The following is a 16,886-nucleotide window of genomic DNA, read 5'->3' as shown; positions in this document are numbered from 1 at the left end:
GTGAGATCGGCTAGGTGAGGCCGAGGCGTTTGCGGAGCCCGCGGGAGGTGGCCAGGACGTGCTCGATCTCGGCGGGCGTCGGCCAGGGGGCGGTGCCGGGCCTCAGCAACGTCATCCGCACTGAGCTGAGGTGCTCCACCGCCCCGGCGTGCAGGCCGCTGCGCTCGGTCAGCCAGGCGACCACGTCGACGGGCTCGCGGAGCCGCCGGGTGAGCAGGTCCCAGGTGCCGAGGATCTCGGTGAGGTCGGGCAGGCGCAGGACGGTGCCGCCGCGCCTGCCGGCCGCGGCGACGGCCAGCTCGGCACGGGCCACGAGCTCGGGCTCCACGGGGCGGTCCCAAACGGGAGTCGTCTGTTCGGCGGCCCGCGGGTCGGGGGCGGGGTCAGGGGCGGCCGATCTCTCCCACGGACCGGAGGGCCGGCCGTCGATGGCCGAGCGCAGGGTGTCGAGTTCCGCGGCCGCGCCCTGGTGGCCGTTCGCCGCGGACTGGCGGAGCCAGTGCTCCCCGCCCCGCAGGTCGTTGTGCTCGGCGATGAGCAGCAGGCCGAAGTTGTAGGCCGCCTCCGGGTCGCCGCTGGCGGCCGCGCGGCCGAACCAGTGGCTCGCGGCGCGCGGGTCCTCCAGCTCGACGCACACGAAGCCCGCCATGCGCTGGTCCTCCACCCGGCCGAGGTGCGCCGCGCGCTCGAACCAGGCCCGCGCCGTGCGAAGGTCACGCCGGGCCAGCGCCAGCCTGCCGAGCTGTGAGGCGGCTCCCGGATGGTCGACCTTGGCCGCCAGGCGGTAGAGGGCCTCGGCGCCCTCAGGGTCGCGGTCGGCGTGGAGCAGCCGCCCGAGGTAGTAGGCGGCGTCGGCGTGACCGCCCCGCGCCGCGTACTCCCACCATCCGCGTGCCTGTGCCTCATCGCCGGAGGCGTAGTTCAGGAACGCGAGGTCGTGGGCCGAGGCGAGGTCGCCCGCCGAGGCGGCGCGGTGGTGCCAGTCGCGGGCCGCGACGCCGTCGCCGACGTCCTCGCAGAGCAGGGCGAGCCTGCGTGCCGCCGGGCGCGAGCCCGCCTCGGCGGCGGTCTCGAACCACAGGCGCGCGCCCCGGACGTCGCCGCGCTGCTCCAGCAGCAGGGTCGCCAGGTTGACGGCCGCTTCGGCGTCCCCCGCTCCGGCGGCGACCTCGTACCAGGTGATCGCCTCGTCGAGGCTGCCGTGCTTCTCGTGCCAGATGCCGAGGTTGTAGGCGCTGTCGACGTTCCCGGCCCCGGCTGCCCGCTCCCACCAGTGGCGCGCCGCCGACCGGTCGCCCCGCTGGGCGTACAGGCGGCCGAGCCGGTGCGCGGCCAGGGCGTCGCCCGCCTGGGCGGCGCTCAGCAGCTGGCCCTCGGTGGGCTCGGGCAGCGGCGGCTCGGGCGCGCGGGGCATCGGCACGACGGACCACGCGACGGCCGCCTCCGGTTCACCATGCCACCACGTCATGGGGGAAAGAGTCGCACGTGATCCAAAGAGATGGAACATAATCGACGGCTTCTTGCCGTCCGGCGGAACGCGTTTGACCTGCCTAATGTCCTTGGCCATCGCGTGCGGGGACGGTGCGTGAACCGAGAGCGGCAGGTTTGTTTATGTTGATAAATGCGACATACATCCCCATCCCGCACACGTAACGGAGCCTTCCGGGGCTTTGCGGCGGGAGCCGGAGGGTGCGTTCACCGCTCACGGGAAGGGTGAGGTCGCGGTCCTGGATGGTGACCGATCGCGTGCACCCCTGGTTCCCGCTGGTGCGGAAGACGATGTCCGTCGGCCGGCCGGCCTCGATGGAGGTGACGCCGGGGCGGTAGCCGTGATCGGTCGACCAGATCGTCAGCACCTGCGTGCCGTCCGCCCGCAGCACGGCGGAGCCGACCCCGGGAACGCCCGGCACGGCACCGGAGGCCGCAGGCGCGGCACGGTCGCCGGACGCGGCCTGACCGCCGGACGCGGCCTGACCGCCGGAGGCCGTCTGGCCGCCGGCCGCCTCCTGCGCGCCCGCGACCTGCCCGGCCGGGTCGCCCGCGGCGGGCGGCCAGCCGCCGAGGCGCAGGCCCGCGACGACGGTCACCGCGCCCGCCACCAGCGCGGCCGCCGCGGCGACGGCCGCGAGCCTCCTGGCGGCCACCCGGCGGACCAGGAGGCCGAGCAGGGCGAAACCCGGCGCGGTGCCCGTGACGAACCCGGCCATGACGGCCACGCCGCCGAGCCACGACCCGCTGGAGACGGCGGCGGCTTCTGTGCTGAGCGTGACCCCGCACGGGATGAGAACGGTGGCGCCCCCGAGCAACCCGGGCCGCGCCAGCGCGGACCACCTGACAGACCGCTCACCAATGACGGGACCCGGCACCGGAGCGTCTCGGTCGGCCTGGGGGGTGGAGCAGGCCGTGGATCGGGTGGGGTGGGTGGTGGAGCAGGCGGAGCGGGGGGCGGGGCTCAGGGCGACGCGGGCGGCGTAGGCGATGACCCCGGCGCCCGCGCCGACCAGGAGCACCGCGCGGGCGGCCGGCGGGAGCCGCACGGCGTCGCCCAGCAGGCCGAGCAGCGCGCCCGCCGCCGCGTGAGAGAACAGGCGTCCCCCGATGAACGCCGCGACGGTGCCACGGCCGCCCGGGCCACGGGCGAGGCCGATGAGGAGCCCTCCCTGGACGGCCGTGCAGGACGCGGTGCCGGCCACCAGGCCCGCCGCGAGCCCCCCGGCGAAGAGGGCGGCCGGCGTCACGTTCTGCGGGCCGGGTGAGCGCGGGCCGGGGAAGCCCCGGCCGGCCGTGGCGGTGCGTTCGGCTTCACGCGATCATCCTCCGTAAGGGGTCCCTTGCGGAAGGTAGCCGACGCCTGTGGTGACTGCCAGTGACAGTTCGCTAACCGTCCGGACGCGCGTCCGCCGCCCGGCCGCCGGATCTCAGGCCGCGCCGCCCTTCAGCACCGACATGCGCTCGAAGTACTCCTCGTCGCTCAGCTCGCCCTTGGCGTACCGTTCGGCCAGGATCTTCTCGGCCGTGGCGGTGGGGGAGCCCGCGGCGCGGGCGGCCCACGGGGGAGTCCCGCCCGCGAACGGCCCGAAGCCCCGCTTGCGGGCCTTGAAGACCAGCACGACGAGGGTCACCCAGAAGAGTCCCCAGAAGAGCGGGATGACCGGCCACCATGGTCCCGGCCCCCAGTGTGCGTAAGGCATCTGCCTCTCCTCACTTCGTTCGGATGCCTCCACGTTCCTCCGTGCCGGCGCGCCGGGCATCGGCCTCCGGGCGCGTCCCGCGCTACCGCGCCCGCAGTCCGACGCCCCGCCCTCCCTACCCCCGGCGTCGTACGGCCGAGCCTCAAGCCCACGGGCGTCGCATGGCCCGGCCTCGTCCAACGGCGTCGGACGGCCAGGCAACATACCCGCGGACGTCGTACGGGTGTCGTACGGCCCGGGCGCCGTGCCCAATGGCTTCGTACGGGCGCGTGTCCATAGACGTCGTACGGCCGGGTCTCGTGCCCACGGGGGGCGCACGGGGCGTACGGGGCGTGGGCGTCGTGCCCGCGGGCGTCATGCCAGCGTCCCGCGCCCCGTGCGGCTGGGGCCTTCTCCGGCGGCCTCGGTACGGCCGGTCAGGTCCGCTCCGCGGTCTCCAGGGGGTTGGCGGCGACGCGCGCGGCCATGCCGCCGCGCACGAACCGCGCGGCGACGCTGTCCGGCTTGCGCTCCGCCTGGGCCTGGAAGCACGCCACGAACTCTTCGGCCAGGTCCAGGCGGGGCAGCCGCCGCAGCACCTCCGCGCGCAGGCCGGCGGGCCAGGCCTCCGGCCGCCGCCCGGAGATGTCCAGGGCCGTCGCGAGCTCCAGCAGGTGCCCCTCTGGGTCCTGCTCGACGTCGACCTCGGCCCACATGTGGCGCACGATCACCTCAAGGGCCCGCGTGCGCCGCTCGGCGGGCCAGCCGGCCGCCGCGCCGAACACCCAGGCGACGTGGCCGCCCGCCTCCTCGAACGGCACCGTGTGGCTGTCGAACTCCTTGACCAGCCCGATGTCGTGCAGCATCGACGAGACGTAGAGCAGCTCGGCGTCGAACGCGATGTCGTTCAGCGTGGCGTAGGAGGCCGCCCACAGGTAAGAGCGCACACTGTGGTTCAGCAGGGCGGGCGAGCAGTAGGCGGTCGCCACCTCCAGCGCCGCGCGGGAGGCGGACGTGCCGGGGACCACGATGTCGTCATGTCTCATGAGGACAAGCCTGCCCGCACCCGCGAAGCGCCGCTGAACCGCCCCGCCGGACGACCGGCGCCGCCAGACGCCGGCCCGCTCCGGTCATACCCGGTGGTCGGACCGGGGCTGGTCACACCCGGATTGGTCAGATCCGGGGGCAGGCCGCAGAAGGTCAGGCTTGGGCTGGTTGTACCCGGGTGGCGGACCTGGCTGGGGCAGACCGGGGGGCTAGACCCAGCCGGGTCTGACGAGGCCGGATTCGTAGGCGATGACGACGAGCTGGGCGCGGTCGCGGGCAGCGAGCTTCATCATGGCCCGGCTCACGTGGGTCTTCGCCGTGGCCGGGGCCATGAACAGCTTGGCGGCGATCTCGTCGTTGGTCATCCCGGCGCCGACCAGCGTGAGGACCTCGCGCTCGCGCTCGGTCAGCTGGTCGAGGCCGGCCGTGGTCCTCGGCTCCTTGGCGCGGGAGGCGTACTCGGCGATCAGGCGCCGCGTGACGCTCGGCGACAGCAGGGCCTCGCCCGCCGCGACGACGCGGACCGCCTGGATCAGCTCGGCCGGCTCGGTGTCCTTGACGAGGAAGCCGCTCGCCCCGCCGCGCAGCGCCTCGAAGACGTACTCGTCCAGCTCGAAGGTCGTCAGGATGATGACCTTCACGGCCGCGGGCATCTTGCGCGTCGCGGTGAGCCCGTCCATGCCGGGCATGCGGATGTCCATCAGCGCCACGTCGGGCGCGTGCCGCTCCGCGAGCCGGATGGCCTCCGCTCCGTCGGAGGCCTCGGCCACCACGGTCATGCCGTCCTGGGCGTCGAGCAGGGCGCGGAACCCGGCGCGGACGAGGGCCTGGTCGTCGGCCAGCAGGATTTTGATCATTCGGGGTCCTCGGAGGAGTCGGCGCCCGCCACGGGCGGGATGGGAAGCAGGGCCTCGACCTGGAAGCCAGGTTCGGCCGGCCCCGCCGTCAGGGTGCCGCCGAGCGCGGTGGCGCGCTCGCGCATGCCGGGGATGCCGTTGCCGCCCCCTTCGCCGGACAGCGCGCCCGGCACGGTGGCGCCGCTGTCGGCGACGCGGACGGTGAGCCGGTCGGGGCCGTAGGCGAGCGTGACCGTCGCCCGCGCGCCGGGGGCGTGCTTGGTCACGTTGGTGAGCGACTCCTGGACGATGCGGTAGGCGGCGCGCTCGACGCCGGGCGGCAGCGGGCGGGGCGTGCCGGAGACGCGTTTGACGACGTGGGGACCGCTGCGCTCGATCAGCTCGTCGAGCTGGGACAGGTCGGCGGTGGGGGAGCGCGGCGCGTCGTCGCGGAGCACCCCGAGCAGCGACCGCATCTCGGTCAGCACGTCCTTGCTGGCCTGCTTGATGGTCGTCAGCGCCGTGCGCGCCTGTTCCGGATGTTCGTCGATCAGGTGCAGCGCCGTGGACGCCTGGACGTGGATCAGCGAGATGCTGTGCCCGAGCACGTCGTGCAGCTCCTGCGCCATGGACAGGCGTTCCTCGCTCGCCTGCCGCCTGGCCTCTTCGCGCCCCACCCGCTCGCGCTCCGCGCGCTGCTCGCGGCGGGCGCGGACGACTTCGGCGGCGGTGAGCACCACCAGGAGGGCCGCTCCGATGGCCGCGTGGTGGACCCATCCCGACGGCAGGGGGAGCAGCCAGGTGGCGTAGCCGACGAAGCCGAGCCAGAGCAGGCCCGCGGCGGTGTAGGCGGCGCGGCGGTGCCCGGTCAGCACGGCGTTGAAGAGGGCGATGACCGGGCTGATGAACACCGGGCCGTAGGAGTAGCCCTTGTAGACGTACAGGGCGGTGACGACGACGGCCGACCACAGCGTGAGGACCGGGTGGGCGCGGCGGATGACGAGCGCCAGCGGCCCCGCCGCGAGCAGCGCGAAGCCCAAGGGGTCGAGGGGAATGCGGCTTTGGATCTCGGCCGGGTGGATTTGGGGTCTCTGTGCGCCAAGGGTGCCCCAGACCTGTGCCATGCCGACCAGCAGAGGCAGCATGGGGTCGACCCAGTGAGGAGGTTTCGCGCGCACGCAAGAACGGTACGTCAGTGCGCTGACCAGCGCATCGTCCCAGAGTGGCAGGGCCGTCTACGTTTCCCGGTGTACGGGCCCGCGACGGCGCGCACGACTCCGCGCTACACTTCGGTCGCTCACGGTGAACAGGTGCCCGGGTGGCGCGGGGCGGCCCTGGAAAACGCGGGGACGCCCTCCGGCGGGCGCCGCGATGCGCCGCCCGCGCGTTTGATCACTGTTGACCCAGGTTGTGATGCTGTGAGTCAATGCTGGTGCGATCTAGGAATGAGGTCCGCCATGAGCCTTCGCCGCATGACCGTTCCCTTCGTCGGGGTCGCCGCCTCGCTCGCGCTCCTCGCCCCGCCCGGCAGCGCCGCGTCGTCGCCCGCCCTGGCGGGGCCCCCGCACGGGCAGCCGGCCGCCAAGGTCCCGGTGGCCGAGGGGTACGGCGGGGCCGTCTCGACCGTCGACCTGGACGCGAGCAAGGCCGCCCTCGGTGTGCTGAAGCGCGGAGGCAACGCGATGGACGCCGCGGTCGCCGGCGCGGCCACTCTGGGCGTCACCGAGCCGTACTCGGCCGGCCTCGCGGGCGGCGGGTTCCTCGTCTACTACGACGCCCGGCGCGAGAAGGTCGTGACGATCGACGGGCGCGAGAAGGCCCCGCAGGCGATGACCGAGACCTCGTTCCAGGAGAACGGCGCCCCGATCCCGTTCGCCGACGCGGTGACCAGCGGCCTGTCGGCGGGCGTTCCCGGCAGCGTGGCCCAATGGGAGCTCGCGCTGCGGCGCTACGGCACCATCTCGCTCAAGCAGGCGCTCCAGCCGGCCGCCGACGTCGCGGCGAAGGGCTTCACGGTCGACCAGACGTTCTACGACCAGACGGCGCAGAACGCCGCCCGCTTCGCCGACTTCACCTCCACCGCCGCCCTGTATCTGCCGAAGGGCGCCCCGCCTCCCGTGGGGTCGGTCTTCCGCAACCCCGACCTGGCCGCGACGTACCGCGAGCTCGGACGGCGCGGCGGCGGCTGGCTGTACGGCGGGCGGCTCGGCGAGGAGGTCGTCGCCACGGTCAAGAGGCCGCCGGTCAGGCCCGGCGCCGCCCGGGTCGTGCGGCCGGGGCTGATGGAGCTGTCCGACCTGCGCGCCTACCGCGCGCTGGAGCGCCCGCCGACCAAGGTGGGCTACGGCTCGCTGGACGTCTACGGCATGGCGCCGCCGTCCTCCGGCGGCTCGACGGTCGGCGAGGCGCTGAAGATCCTCCAGGCGCTGCCCAAGGTCGGCCTGCACGAGTACCTCGAGGCGTCCCGGCTGGCCTTCGCCGACCGCAACAAGTTCGTGGGCGACCCGGGCTACGTCGAGGTGCCGCTCAAGGAACTGCTGTCGGACGGTTTCGCCAAGGAGCGCGCCTGCCTGATCGGCGACGTCGCGATGCCGAACCCGGCCGCTCCCGGATCGCCCGACGGTTCCTACGGCGGCTGCCGGCCCGCGGGCGCCGGTGACGCCGGCCAGGCGGGCAAGGGCGGCGAGGGACAGGCGGAGAAGCCCGAGGGACCCGAGACGACCCACCTGGTCGTGGCCGACCGCTGGGGCAACGTGGCCGCGTACAACATCACGATCGAGCAGACCGGCGGCAACGGCATCGTCGTCCCCGGCCGCGGGTTCCTGCTGAACAACGAGCTGACCGACTTCAGCTTCGGCCCGGCGCCCGGCGACCCGAACCTGCCGGCCCCCGGCAAGCGGCCCCGGTCGTCGATGGCGCCCACGATCGTGCTCAAGAACGGCAGGCCGCTTCTCGCGGTCGGCTCGCCGGGCGGCGCGACCATCATCACGACGGTGCTGCAGATCCTCGTGAACCGGTACGAGTTCGGCATGTCGCTGCCCGACGCGGTCGCGGCGCCGCGGGCGAGCCAGCGCAACGCCGCCGCGACGCAGGCCGAGCAGGCGTTCATCGACCGCTATGGCGCCGAGCTGGGCCTGCGGGGCCACACCTTCACGCTCGTCCCCGGCCCGCCGGTCGGCGAGATCGGCGCGGCCACCGGCCTGGAGTTCCTGGGCAGGGGCAAGATCCAGGCGGTCGCCGAGCCGTCCCGGCGGGGTGGAGGCAGCGCCCTGGTGGTGACGCCTTCCCATCCCTGACCGCCCTCCGGCGGCCGGACGGCTAAGGGAGGTCGGGTCAGGGGATCAGCTCGAAGGCTTCGGGCTTCACGGCGCGGGTGCGTGCCCAGAACTCGAACGTGAAGCCCGGCCACAGGGTTCGGTTCCTGCCCTCGCCGTCGAGATACCAGCTCGTGCAGCCGCCCTTGGACCAGACCAGGCGGTCCAGCCGCCGCTGGAGCCCGTCGTTGTACGCCCGCTCGGCCGAGGGCCGCACGTCCAGCGCCCTCGCCCGGGCCGCCGAGAGCAGGCGCAGGCAGGAGATGATGTAGCGCACCTGCGCCTCGATCATGAAGACGACCGAGTTGTGCCCGAGCCCGGTGTTCGGCCCGAGCAGGAAGAACAGATTGGGGAAGCCGGCCGTGACGGTGCCCAGATAGGCCTGGATGCCCCCGCTCCACGCCTCCTGGAGTTCCAGGCCGTTCCTGCCGGTGATCCGCTGCCCGCCGAGCGACTCGGCGACGTCGAAGCCGGTGCCGTAGATCAGCACGTCCACGGGGTGCTCGCGCCCGGTGGCGTCGACGATCGAACGCTCGCGGATCTCGGAGATGCGGTCGGTGACCAGCTCGACGTTGTCGCGGCGGAGCGCCGGATAGTAGTCGCTGGCGAGCAGGATGCGCTTGCAGCCGATCGTGTAGCCGGGCGTCAGCTTGGCGCGCAGCTCCGGTTCGGGCACCTGGGCGGCGAGGTGGCGCAGGGCGACGGCCCGGTGGGCCTTCATCAGGCGCGGGTCGACGGCGAACCCGAGGGCGCGGGTCTCCAGCAGCCAGTAGACGCCGTCGCGCAGCGCGCGGCCCGCGGGCGGGAACGCCCGCAGGGTCCTTCTCGTGCGCTCCGACAGCGGCACGTCGGGCTTGGGCTGGATCCACGGGGCCGTCCGCTGGAAGACGTGCAGCTTGCGCACCACGGGGGCGATCCGCGGGACGAACTGGACGGCGGAGGCTCCGGTGCCGACGACCGCGACCCGCTTGCCGGTCAGGTCGAGCGCGTGGTCCCAGCGGGCGGAGTGGAAGGCCGGCCCGGTGAACGACTCGCGCCCCGGGATGTCCGGCAGCGAGGGGACGTGCAGCCCGCCGAGCCCCGCGACGACCGCGTTCGTCGTGAACGTCTCGCCGTCCTCGGTGCTCACCCGCCAGCGGTGCTCGCCGTCCAGGTAGGAAAGCGCGCTGACCTTCTTGCCGAGGCGCAGGTGCGGCATGAGCCCGTACTTCTCGGCGCAGGCGCGCATGTAGTCCCAGATCTCCCGCTGGGGGGCGAACAGCCGGGTCCAGCCGGGGTTGAGCTCGAAGGAGAAGGAGTACATGGGGGAGGGGACGTCGCAGGCGCAGCCGGGATAGGTGTTGTCCCGCCAGGTGCCGCCGAGCTCCGCGTCCTTCTCCAGGATGACGAAGTCGTGGTACCCGGCCTCCTTGAGCTTGATCGCCATGCAGAGGCCGGCGAAGCCGGAGCCGATGATGGTGATGCCCGGACCCGCGGCCGCCATGTCATCTCCCCCGCACGCTGTTGGACGCGATCAGCATGAGATCGTGAGCGAGTCTCGGGGGTCTGCCCTCTTCGCCGGCGATCCGCTCCACGATAGGCCCGTCGCGAACCGTCTCCGAGCGCGGGCATGGCAACGGCGCCGACGGCGGGTCGCCGACGGCGCGAGGCACCTGTTCCGGGAACTACCTGACGAGCAGGAAGACCACCACGGCGACGACGATCACGGCGGCGACCACCGCGACGATGGGGATCAGGCGGGACCGCTGCGGCGCGGCGGCCTCGGGCTCCTGGCGCTGGGCGAAGGCTTTGAACTGCTGAGTGTTGCCAGCAGGATCAATCTGAGGTTCCGACATGGGAGGAACTTTAGCCACCCCCGGCGACACTTGACGTCCTTTATGCCAGTTCGACCTCGCCCTGATCGGCCCTGAAACGCCTCATCCTGGTCCCACCTCCCCGCGCGGGGGTGCGGACCGGCGGACGGGACCGCGGGCCCGGGCGGATAGCGTTGGGACATGTTGCGGACGCTGTTGTCGCCCCGCCTTGTGGGCCTGCACCTGGTCACCATCGCGGTGCTGATCTCGTTCGCCTTTCTCGGACGCTGGCAGCTCGGGGTGTTCGAGGAGTCCGGGCGGGCCCACGTCCTCTCCGACCCGGCGCCCGTCGAACTGACCACGCTGGTGCCCGCCGGCGAACGCATGCCCCCCGAGTCCGCCAGCCGCCGGGTGGCCGCGCGGGGCACCTACGACGCCTCCCGCCAGCTCCTGGTGGCCGAGCGCGCGCCGACCGTCGAGTCGGGCGGCGGCGCGGCGACGGGCGGGGACGACGGCTACTGGCTGCTCACGCCGCTCACGCTCTCCGACGGGACGGTGACGCCGGTCGTCCGCGGCTGGGTGCCGTCCGCCGCCGACCCCGCGACGGCCGTCCCCGGCGGGACGGTGACCGTGACGGGGCGCGTCCAGCCGTCCGAGCCGACCGACTTCGCCAGACGGCGGACGGCCCCGCTGCCCGCCGGGCAGGTGGCCACGGTCTCGACGTCCGAGCTGGTCAACGTCTGGCGGGGCGTGCGGCTCCGTGACGGCTTCCTGGTGGCGACGTCGCAGGCGGGGACGCCGTCGCCGGCCGGCCAGGCCGCGCGGCAGGTCGCCGTGCCGCCGCCCACCGAGCGCGGCGGCTTCACCTGGCGCAACCTCGCATACGCCGCGCAATGGTGGATCTTCGCCGGGTTCGCGGTCTTCATGTGGTTCCACTTCGTGCGCGACACGCTGCGCGGCGGCCGCCCCGCCGATGAGGAGGGACCGGGCGAGGACGCGGTCGAAGGGGCGAGGGCCTGAGCGGGCACGTCCCCGCGGGAGTGACCACGGCCCCACCGGGATATCGTGTGGTGACCGCTCAGCTAGCGAGGTAATGATCGTCGTGGAATCCGCGCTCAAACCCTTCAGGGTGATGGCCTACATCGTCGGCTGCATGCTGCTCGCCCTGGTGGTGGCCATGGTCGTGAAGTACGGCTTCGACAACGCCACGCCCGTCGCCGTCGTCGGCCCTGTGCACGGCTTCGTCTACGCGGTGTACCTGCTGACCGCCCTCAACCTCGGGCTCAAGGCCCGCTGGTCGTGGCCGTACACGCTGGGCGTGCTGCTCGCGGGCACCATCCCGTTCCTGTCGTTCGTGATCGAGCGCAAGGTGACCCATCGCGTCCAGCGGCAGATCGCGGTCGCCCCGGCGTGATCTCGCCGTCGCGTGACAGGACGGGCGCCCGCCCCGTCACGAGGCGGTGGTCAGCGACCGATCTGGCGCCTGCGGATGCGGCGCAGCCGGGTGCGCTGTGACTCGTCCAGCATGAAGTAGACCACGACCGGGCCGGCCAGCACGGCGATCACCAGGATCCAGGCCACCAGCGACGGCAGCAGGAAAAGGGCGAGGAGCGAGGCGATCGCCGCGCCCACGTAGTACTTCGACAGTGGCGACATTGCCGGGCCTTTCTGTTCGCCGGGCGGGGGAGGTCCCCACCGCCCATTCTGCGTCCCCACCTCAACGAACGGCCGCCCATGCGGAGTTCCGTGTCAATCGGCGAGGGCCTTGAGCGTGGCCTCGCCGCAGGGGTCGGCGTCGGTGCTGACGGGGACGAGGGCGACCTCGTCCACGCCCGCCTCCTCGTAGGCGTCGAGACGGTCCATGATCTCCACCGAGTCGCCGATCAGGGCGACGGCCTCCAGCATGTCGTCGGGGATGGCGGCCAGCAGGTCGCGCGGGTCGGGCCGGGTGCGGGCGTAGGCGGCCACCTCCTCGAAGCCGGCCTGGGCGAACATCTCGCGGTAGCCGGGCGCGTAGAGGTAGGGCACCATGGCCCGCCGGATCTGCTCGATGGCGGCCTGGCCGGGGTCGACGGCGGCCACCACCCAGGCGACCACCTTGGTCGTGCAGGTGAGCAGGCGCAGGTCGGTGATGAGCCGGGCGGCGGAGGAGGGGGTGAGCAGGTTGAGCACCATGCGGTCGGCCAGCGCCGCGGCGCGTACCGCGTCCGGTCCGAATGCCGCGACGCTGATCGGCGAACGCGGCGCGCCCAGCCGCAGCCGGTACCCCTGGCTGGCGACGTGCGCGCCGGAGAAGTCGGACCTCTCGCCGTCCAGCAACGGCCGGAGCGCCTGGACGGACTCGTGGAGCGCCGCAGCGGAGCCGGCTCTGGACCGGCCGTGCCACTCTTCCACGACGACGGGTGTGGAGGTGCCGAGCGCGACGCCGACCGGTCTGCCGGTGAGGTCCGCGACGGAGGCGGCGCCCATCGCGATCATCATGGGGTCACGCACGTTGACCGCCAGGGGACCGATGGTGAGCGCGGCGCGGCGCGTGCGCGCGCCGATCGCCGTGGCCAGGGCGAAGGCGTCGTACGTCGCCATCTCACCCACCCATATCTCCGGATAGCCGTGCTCGTCCGCGATCTGCGCGGTGAGCACCGCCTCGCCGGCCGGGCGATCTTGCCATAGCCCGACGGAGACGCTGAGCCTCATCTGCAATGCTCCTGCCATAGCCCGGGGGAGCCGTGGTACCCCGCACGGCGCGCCCCCGCCGCCGTCTTTGCGAGACGTTCAGTCAACTCCATCGAGGACCTATCCCACCACTGTCGTGCCGGAGGTTTCATCAGTCGGTTATGAGGTCGATTCATCGGAGCTGTCCGGCTCCGAAACGGTGGCGAGGAACCGCGAAAGAACGGCTTGTGAGACCGGCCGGGCAGGCGCCCTCCCGGGACGCGTCCGGCCACCGTCCGGCCTGCCTCGTCCGTGACCGTCGCGGTCGCGATCGGCTTCACCGCCATTCCTGGAAGCTACGATGAAAAAAGTCAGCTCGCAATCTCGCCCGGCTGGTCGGTGCACCAGGCATGGCTTCGAATGTGACTTAGAGTTGACGCGGTGAACATCAAGGAGTTATCGGTCGCGGCCGGCCTTCAAGCCGCCGAGGCCGAGCAGAAAGTCGCTCAATTCCCCGCTTCTCTGGTGGATGTCACCCAAAAGGGATATCTTCCCGGAAATCCGGCATCATGGCCCACGGCCGTCCATGAGCCGGCCGACGGCGGGGACACCGATCTCAGCGCGTTGGGGCGTGCCCTGGGCATGCTCGGGGACCGCTGGGTGCTGCTCATCATCCAGCGCGCCTTTCTTCTGCATGTGCGCACCTTCGCGGGCTGGCGCGACGAGCTCGGCATCTCCGAGTCCGTGCTCGCCACCCGCCTGAAGGAACTGGTCAGCCACGGCATCCTCGCCCCCGAGGCCTACCGCGACGGCCGCACCCGCTACGAGTACCGTCTGACCGGCTCGGGGCTTCGGCTGTGGTCCTTCCTGCTCGCCATCCACAGCTGGGAGCGCGACTGGGCCGACCGGCCCGGCCTGCTCGCCCCGCTCCACGACGCCTGCGGCCAGGATGCCCGGCCCTACCTCGCGTGCGGCGCCTGCCTGCGTCCGGTGAGCGCCCGGGACACCGCCACCGAACGCGGCCCGCGGGCGTCCTTCGCCCGCATCGGACTGCCGCGCCACCATCGCCGCACTCTGCCGCGGAGCGACCGTTCGGACTACGCCGGCTACTGTCCGCATTCGATGGAGATCCTCGGCGACCGCTGGAGCACGGCGGTGCTCGCCGCGTCGCTGCTCGGCGTCAAGCGGTTCGTCGACTTCCAGAGCGAGTTGGGCATCGCGCCGTCGGTGCTGGCCGACCGGCTCAAGCGGTTCGTCGACGTCGGCGTGCTCAAGGCCGGCTCCGGCCGCCTCTACCGGCTCACCGACAAAGGGCTCGCCTTCTTCGAGGTCTTCGCCTTCCTGTCCGACTGGGCCCAGCGCGAGCTGCCGGTGCCCGAGGACGCCCGCATGACGATCACGCACAAGCCGTGCGGCAACGTCCTGCTGCCGGTGCTGGTCTGCAGTGCCTGCGAGGAGGTGCTGGAGCGCCGGGGCATCCACTTCGACCTGTCCGAGTACGTGCCGCCCGCCCGGCGCTCGCAGCCCCGACATGATCGGCCGCCGTCCGGGCGTCCGGCCCCGGCGTCCGTCGCGGGCGCGTAGCTGAAAGATTCACCCCGCTCACAGGCTCGTGCGAGGTCGGTGAACGGGCGAGGGCGGTGTCGTTGACAGGTGGTCGCTCGCGGGCGACGATCGGCGATCGAGCGCGGCAGAGCGATCCCGGTCCGGCTGGTGGGAGCGCTCCCACTTGTAAGCGACCTGCAGAAAGCGAGCTGTGCCATGAATGCTCCCTTGCCCGGCCTCCCGGCCTCGTCGCCACCGTCGTCATGGACCGCCGTCCGCAGGTTCGGAAGGCGGGAACTTCTCGCCGCCGTGGCCGCGGTGGTCGCGATCGCCGCCATGCTGCTGCCGGTCCGTGCCGCCTCGGCCGCGGACCCTGTGTGCAGAGTGAACTACACGGTGAACCAGTGGCCGGGAGGGTTCACCACCTCGGTCAAGGTCACCAACCTCGGTTCGGCGGTCACGAGCTGGCAGCTCCGCTGGGTGTTCGGCGGTGACCAGCGGGTCACCAACGCCTGGAGCGCGACGGTCACCCAGTCGGGCGCCGCCGTGACCGCCACCAACGCCAATTACAACGGCAACCTGGCGACCGGGGCGTCGGCCGACTTCGGCTTCCAGGGCACCTGGTCGTCGTCCAACCCGGTCCCGTCCGCCTTCACCTTCAACGGGGTCGACTGCAACGGCACCGGCCCCTCGCCGACCCCGACCCCGACCCCCACGCCTACTCCCACCCCCACGCCGACCCCGACTCCCACGCCTACTCCCACCCCCACGCCGACCCCGACTCCCACGCCCACGCCGACCCCGACGCCTCCTCCGGGCTGCAACGGAGCCGTGGTGTGCTCCGGCTTCGAGGACCAGGCGTCCTCCTCGCCGAGCGGTGACTGGCAGGTCATCACACCCAACTGCTCGGGCACCGGCACGGCCACCATCGACTCCTCCACCGTCCACAGCGGTGGCAAGTCGCTGCGGGTCAACGGCGGAGGGAACTACTGCAACCACATCTTCGTGGGCACCACCAAGAACGTCTCCACGGCCGGTCCCGTGGTGTACGCGCGGATGTGGGTCAGGCACACCACGGCCCTTCCGCCCAACCACGTCACCATGATCACCATGGCCGACTCGGCCAACGGCAGCAAGGATCTGCGCATCGGCGGTCAGAACAGCGCGCTGCAGTGGAACCGCGAGTCCGACGACGCGACGCTGCCCGAGCAGAGCCCGACCGGCGTCTCACTGAGCAGGCCGCTGCCCACCGGCCGCTGGGTCTGCCTGCGGTACCAGATCGACACCACCAAGCAGGCGATGAGCACCTACCTGGACGACCAGGAGGTCCCCGGCCTGCATCTGGACCAGACGCCCACCCGTGACGTCGACTCCCAGTGGCTCAGCCGCACGACCGCCCCGCGCCCGGCGACGCTGCGCCTGGGCTGGGAGAGCTACGGCAGCGACTCCGACACCATCTGGTACGACGACGTCGCCTTCGGCTCCTCGCCGATCGCCTGCTGACCCGCTGACCCGCTACCCCGGTGGACCGGCGAACGCCGGTCCACCGGCCGCCCTGTCAGCCGCCCGCGTGCTCCGGCTCGCGAGACGCGGAGCTCGCGGAGCTCGCGGAACTCGCCGTGCTCACGGTGCTCGTGAGCCACTTCTCGTTGGCGTCGCTCAGCCGGCGCCACAACTCGTCCTTGCGCTCGGCGGAGACCTCCTCCAAGGTCAGGCCGAAGACGTCGGCCAGCGCCTCGAAGTAGTCGCGCCGGCCCGACAGGGCCGACGTGCCCTCCTCCGAGCCGATGCGGATCAGGCTCAGGCCGCGAAGGCAGTCGATGCCCGCGACGTCGCGCCGCTGCACCGACATGACCTTGCGGAAGCTCGACTGCGGCGAGGTCGAGAGTTCGTGGTGTTCGACGGCGAACGCCGACATCTCCGCGGCCTCCGCGCGGAAGTCCATGCCGAAGAAGCTGCCGCGCGGGTCGTGGTCGAACCGCCAGCCTCCCGGCTCGGCCTCCGAGGGACGCAGGCGGTACTCGAACGGCCCCTGCCGGTGGACGCCCTCGACCAGCGGGAGCGGGTCGTGGAGGGCGTCGCCGAGGCCGACGTCGACGAACCACACGCCGTCCGGGCACCGCTCCGCGGGCAACCCGGACACGGTGAGCGCCAGATGGTTGCCCGTGGCTCCCGCGGGACCGTCCGCCGAGCCCTGCACCCCGCCCACATGCCGGCTCACCTGGTATCCCAGCTTTGCGAGCAGCAGTGAGAACGCTCCGTTCAGGTGGAAGCAGTAACCGCCTCTGCCGCTCAGGATGCGCCCGGCCGACTCGAGCGGCTCGACCGACGTCGGGTGCTCCAGCCAGATGTGGAAGTACTCGTAGGGCACGCGCTCGACGTGCGCTCTGTGCAGGCGCACCAGCGACTCGACGCTCGGCGGACCGCCGAGACCGTCCAGCCCGATGCGGCGCAGATATGCGGAGACGTCCAGAGATCTCGTCACGGGCCTAGCTAATCAGGCTGCATCAGATCTGCACATATGAGGCC

16 protein-coding genes are annotated in these 16,886 nt (G+C 72.5%); 5 read left to right on the top strand and 11 right to left on the bottom strand.

The genetic code is table 11. From position 1 onward, the window contains the following. Window positions 1-10: 10 nt before the first annotated feature. The 6 genes from ACFO60_RS27540 to ACFO60_RS27515 all read right to left on the bottom strand — a co-directional run bounded on the left by ACFO60_RS27540 (window position 11) and on the right by ACFO60_RS27515 (window position 6,231). On the bottom strand, window positions 11-1,468 hold the full coding sequence (locus ACFO60_RS27540) for a sel1 repeat family protein (protein WP_380845350.1): 1,458 nt from the start codon (window positions 1,466-1,468) through the stop codon (window positions 11-13). A gap of 82 nt (window positions 1,469-1,550) precedes the next feature. Continuing rightward, complete coding sequence (locus ACFO60_RS27535) at window positions 1,551-2,738, bottom strand: urease accessory protein UreH domain-containing protein (protein WP_380845347.1); 1,188 nt, start codon at window positions 2,736-2,738, stop codon at window positions 1,551-1,553. A 180-nt stretch (window positions 2,739-2,918) separates the two neighbouring features. Beyond that, window positions 2,919-3,191 (bottom strand): SHOCT domain-containing protein, encoded by a 273-nt coding sequence (locus ACFO60_RS27530; RefSeq protein WP_380845344.1) that lies wholly within the window; start codon window positions 3,189-3,191, stop codon window positions 2,919-2,921. A 416-nt stretch (window positions 3,192-3,607) separates the two neighbouring features. Further along, the gene (locus ACFO60_RS27525) at window positions 3,608-4,216 is read right to left on the bottom strand and encodes an HD domain-containing protein (RefSeq protein WP_380845341.1); all 609 of its coding nucleotides are present in this window, start codon (window positions 4,214-4,216) and stop codon (window positions 3,608-3,610) included. Between the two features lie 210 nt (window positions 4,217-4,426). After that, window positions 4,427-5,074 carry a response regulator gene (locus ACFO60_RS27520; RefSeq protein ID WP_380845338.1) on the bottom strand — a complete coding sequence of 216 codons (648 nt, stop codon included), beginning with the start codon at window positions 5,072-5,074 and terminating at the stop codon, window positions 4,427-4,429. Beyond that, window positions 5,071-6,231 carry a sensor histidine kinase gene (locus ACFO60_RS27515; protein WP_380845335.1) on the bottom strand — a complete coding sequence of 387 codons (1,161 nt, stop codon included), beginning with the start codon at window positions 6,229-6,231 and terminating at the stop codon, window positions 5,071-5,073. The genes ACFO60_RS27520 and ACFO60_RS27515 overlap by 4 nt, the downstream gene beginning before the upstream one ends. 294 nt (window positions 6,232-6,525) lie before the next feature. Between ACFO60_RS27515 and ACFO60_RS27510 the strand changes: the two genes are divergently transcribed. Then, window positions 6,526-8,349: a gamma-glutamyltransferase family protein gene (locus ACFO60_RS27510; protein WP_380845332.1), complete on the top strand. Its 1,824-nt coding sequence runs from the start codon at window positions 6,526-6,528 to the stop codon at window positions 8,347-8,349. A 37-nt stretch (window positions 8,350-8,386) separates the two neighbouring features. Here the strand turns inward: ACFO60_RS27510 and ACFO60_RS27505 are convergent, their stop codons facing one another. Together ACFO60_RS27505 and ACFO60_RS27500 are read right to left on the bottom strand one after the other, a co-directional pair. Further along, window positions 8,387-9,850, bottom strand: coding sequence for a flavin-containing monooxygenase (locus ACFO60_RS27505; protein WP_380845329.1), 1,464 nt, complete (start codon window positions 9,848-9,850; stop codon window positions 8,387-8,389). Between the two features lie 181 nt (window positions 9,851-10,031). After that, complete coding sequence (locus tag ACFO60_RS27500; protein WP_380845326.1) at window positions 10,032-10,202, bottom strand: hypothetical protein; 171 nt, start codon at window positions 10,200-10,202, stop codon at window positions 10,032-10,034. A 159-nt stretch (window positions 10,203-10,361) separates the two neighbouring features. On the opposite strand from ACFO60_RS27500, the gene ACFO60_RS27495 reads away from it, so the two are divergent. Then, window positions 10,362-11,180, top strand: coding sequence for an SURF1 family protein (locus tag ACFO60_RS27495; RefSeq protein WP_380845323.1), 819 nt, complete (start codon window positions 10,362-10,364; stop codon window positions 11,178-11,180). A gap of 73 nt (window positions 11,181-11,253) precedes the next feature. Further along, window positions 11,254-11,574 carry a DUF3817 domain-containing protein gene (locus ACFO60_RS27490; RefSeq protein ID WP_380845321.1) on the top strand — a complete coding sequence of 107 codons (321 nt, stop codon included), beginning with the start codon at window positions 11,254-11,256 and terminating at the stop codon, window positions 11,572-11,574. A 50-nt stretch (window positions 11,575-11,624) separates the two neighbouring features. Here ACFO60_RS27490 and ACFO60_RS27485 read toward each other — a convergent pair whose 3' ends face one another. Then, complete coding sequence (locus ACFO60_RS27485; protein WP_380845318.1) at window positions 11,625-11,816, bottom strand: hypothetical protein; 192 nt, start codon at window positions 11,814-11,816, stop codon at window positions 11,625-11,627. 93 nt (window positions 11,817-11,909) lie between these two features. Continuing rightward, window positions 11,910-12,854, bottom strand: a complete 945-nt coding sequence (locus tag ACFO60_RS27480) for an LLM class F420-dependent oxidoreductase (protein WP_380845315.1) — start codon at window positions 12,852-12,854, stop codon at window positions 11,910-11,912. A gap of 582 nt (window positions 12,855-13,436) precedes the next feature. Between ACFO60_RS27480 and ACFO60_RS27475 the strand changes: the two genes are divergently transcribed. Further along, window positions 13,437-14,396 (top strand): winged helix-turn-helix transcriptional regulator, encoded by a 960-nt coding sequence (locus tag ACFO60_RS27475; RefSeq protein WP_380845312.1) that lies wholly within the window; start codon window positions 13,437-13,439, stop codon window positions 14,394-14,396. A gap of 177 nt (window positions 14,397-14,573) precedes the next feature. Further along, on the top strand, window positions 14,574-15,860 hold the full coding sequence (locus tag ACFO60_RS27470; protein ID WP_380845309.1) for a cellulose-binding domain-containing protein: 1,287 nt from the start codon (window positions 14,574-14,576) through the stop codon (window positions 15,858-15,860). A gap of 55 nt (window positions 15,861-15,915) precedes the next feature. On the opposite strand, the gene ACFO60_RS27465 is transcribed toward ACFO60_RS27470, so the two are convergent. Beyond that, window positions 15,916-16,842 (bottom strand): arylamine N-acetyltransferase family protein, encoded by a 927-nt coding sequence (locus ACFO60_RS27465; RefSeq protein WP_380845306.1) that lies wholly within the window; start codon window positions 16,840-16,842, stop codon window positions 15,916-15,918. Window positions 16,843-16,886: the final 44 nt, after the last annotated feature.

The sequence above is a fragment of the Sphaerisporangium dianthi genome (assembly GCF_042654065.1).
Taxonomy (GTDB): domain Bacteria; phylum Actinomycetota; class Actinomycetes; order Streptosporangiales; family Streptosporangiaceae; genus Sphaerisporangium; species Sphaerisporangium dianthi.
Note: the sequence above shows the minus strand (reverse complement) of the source record. Positions and strands in the feature narration are given on the sequence as shown.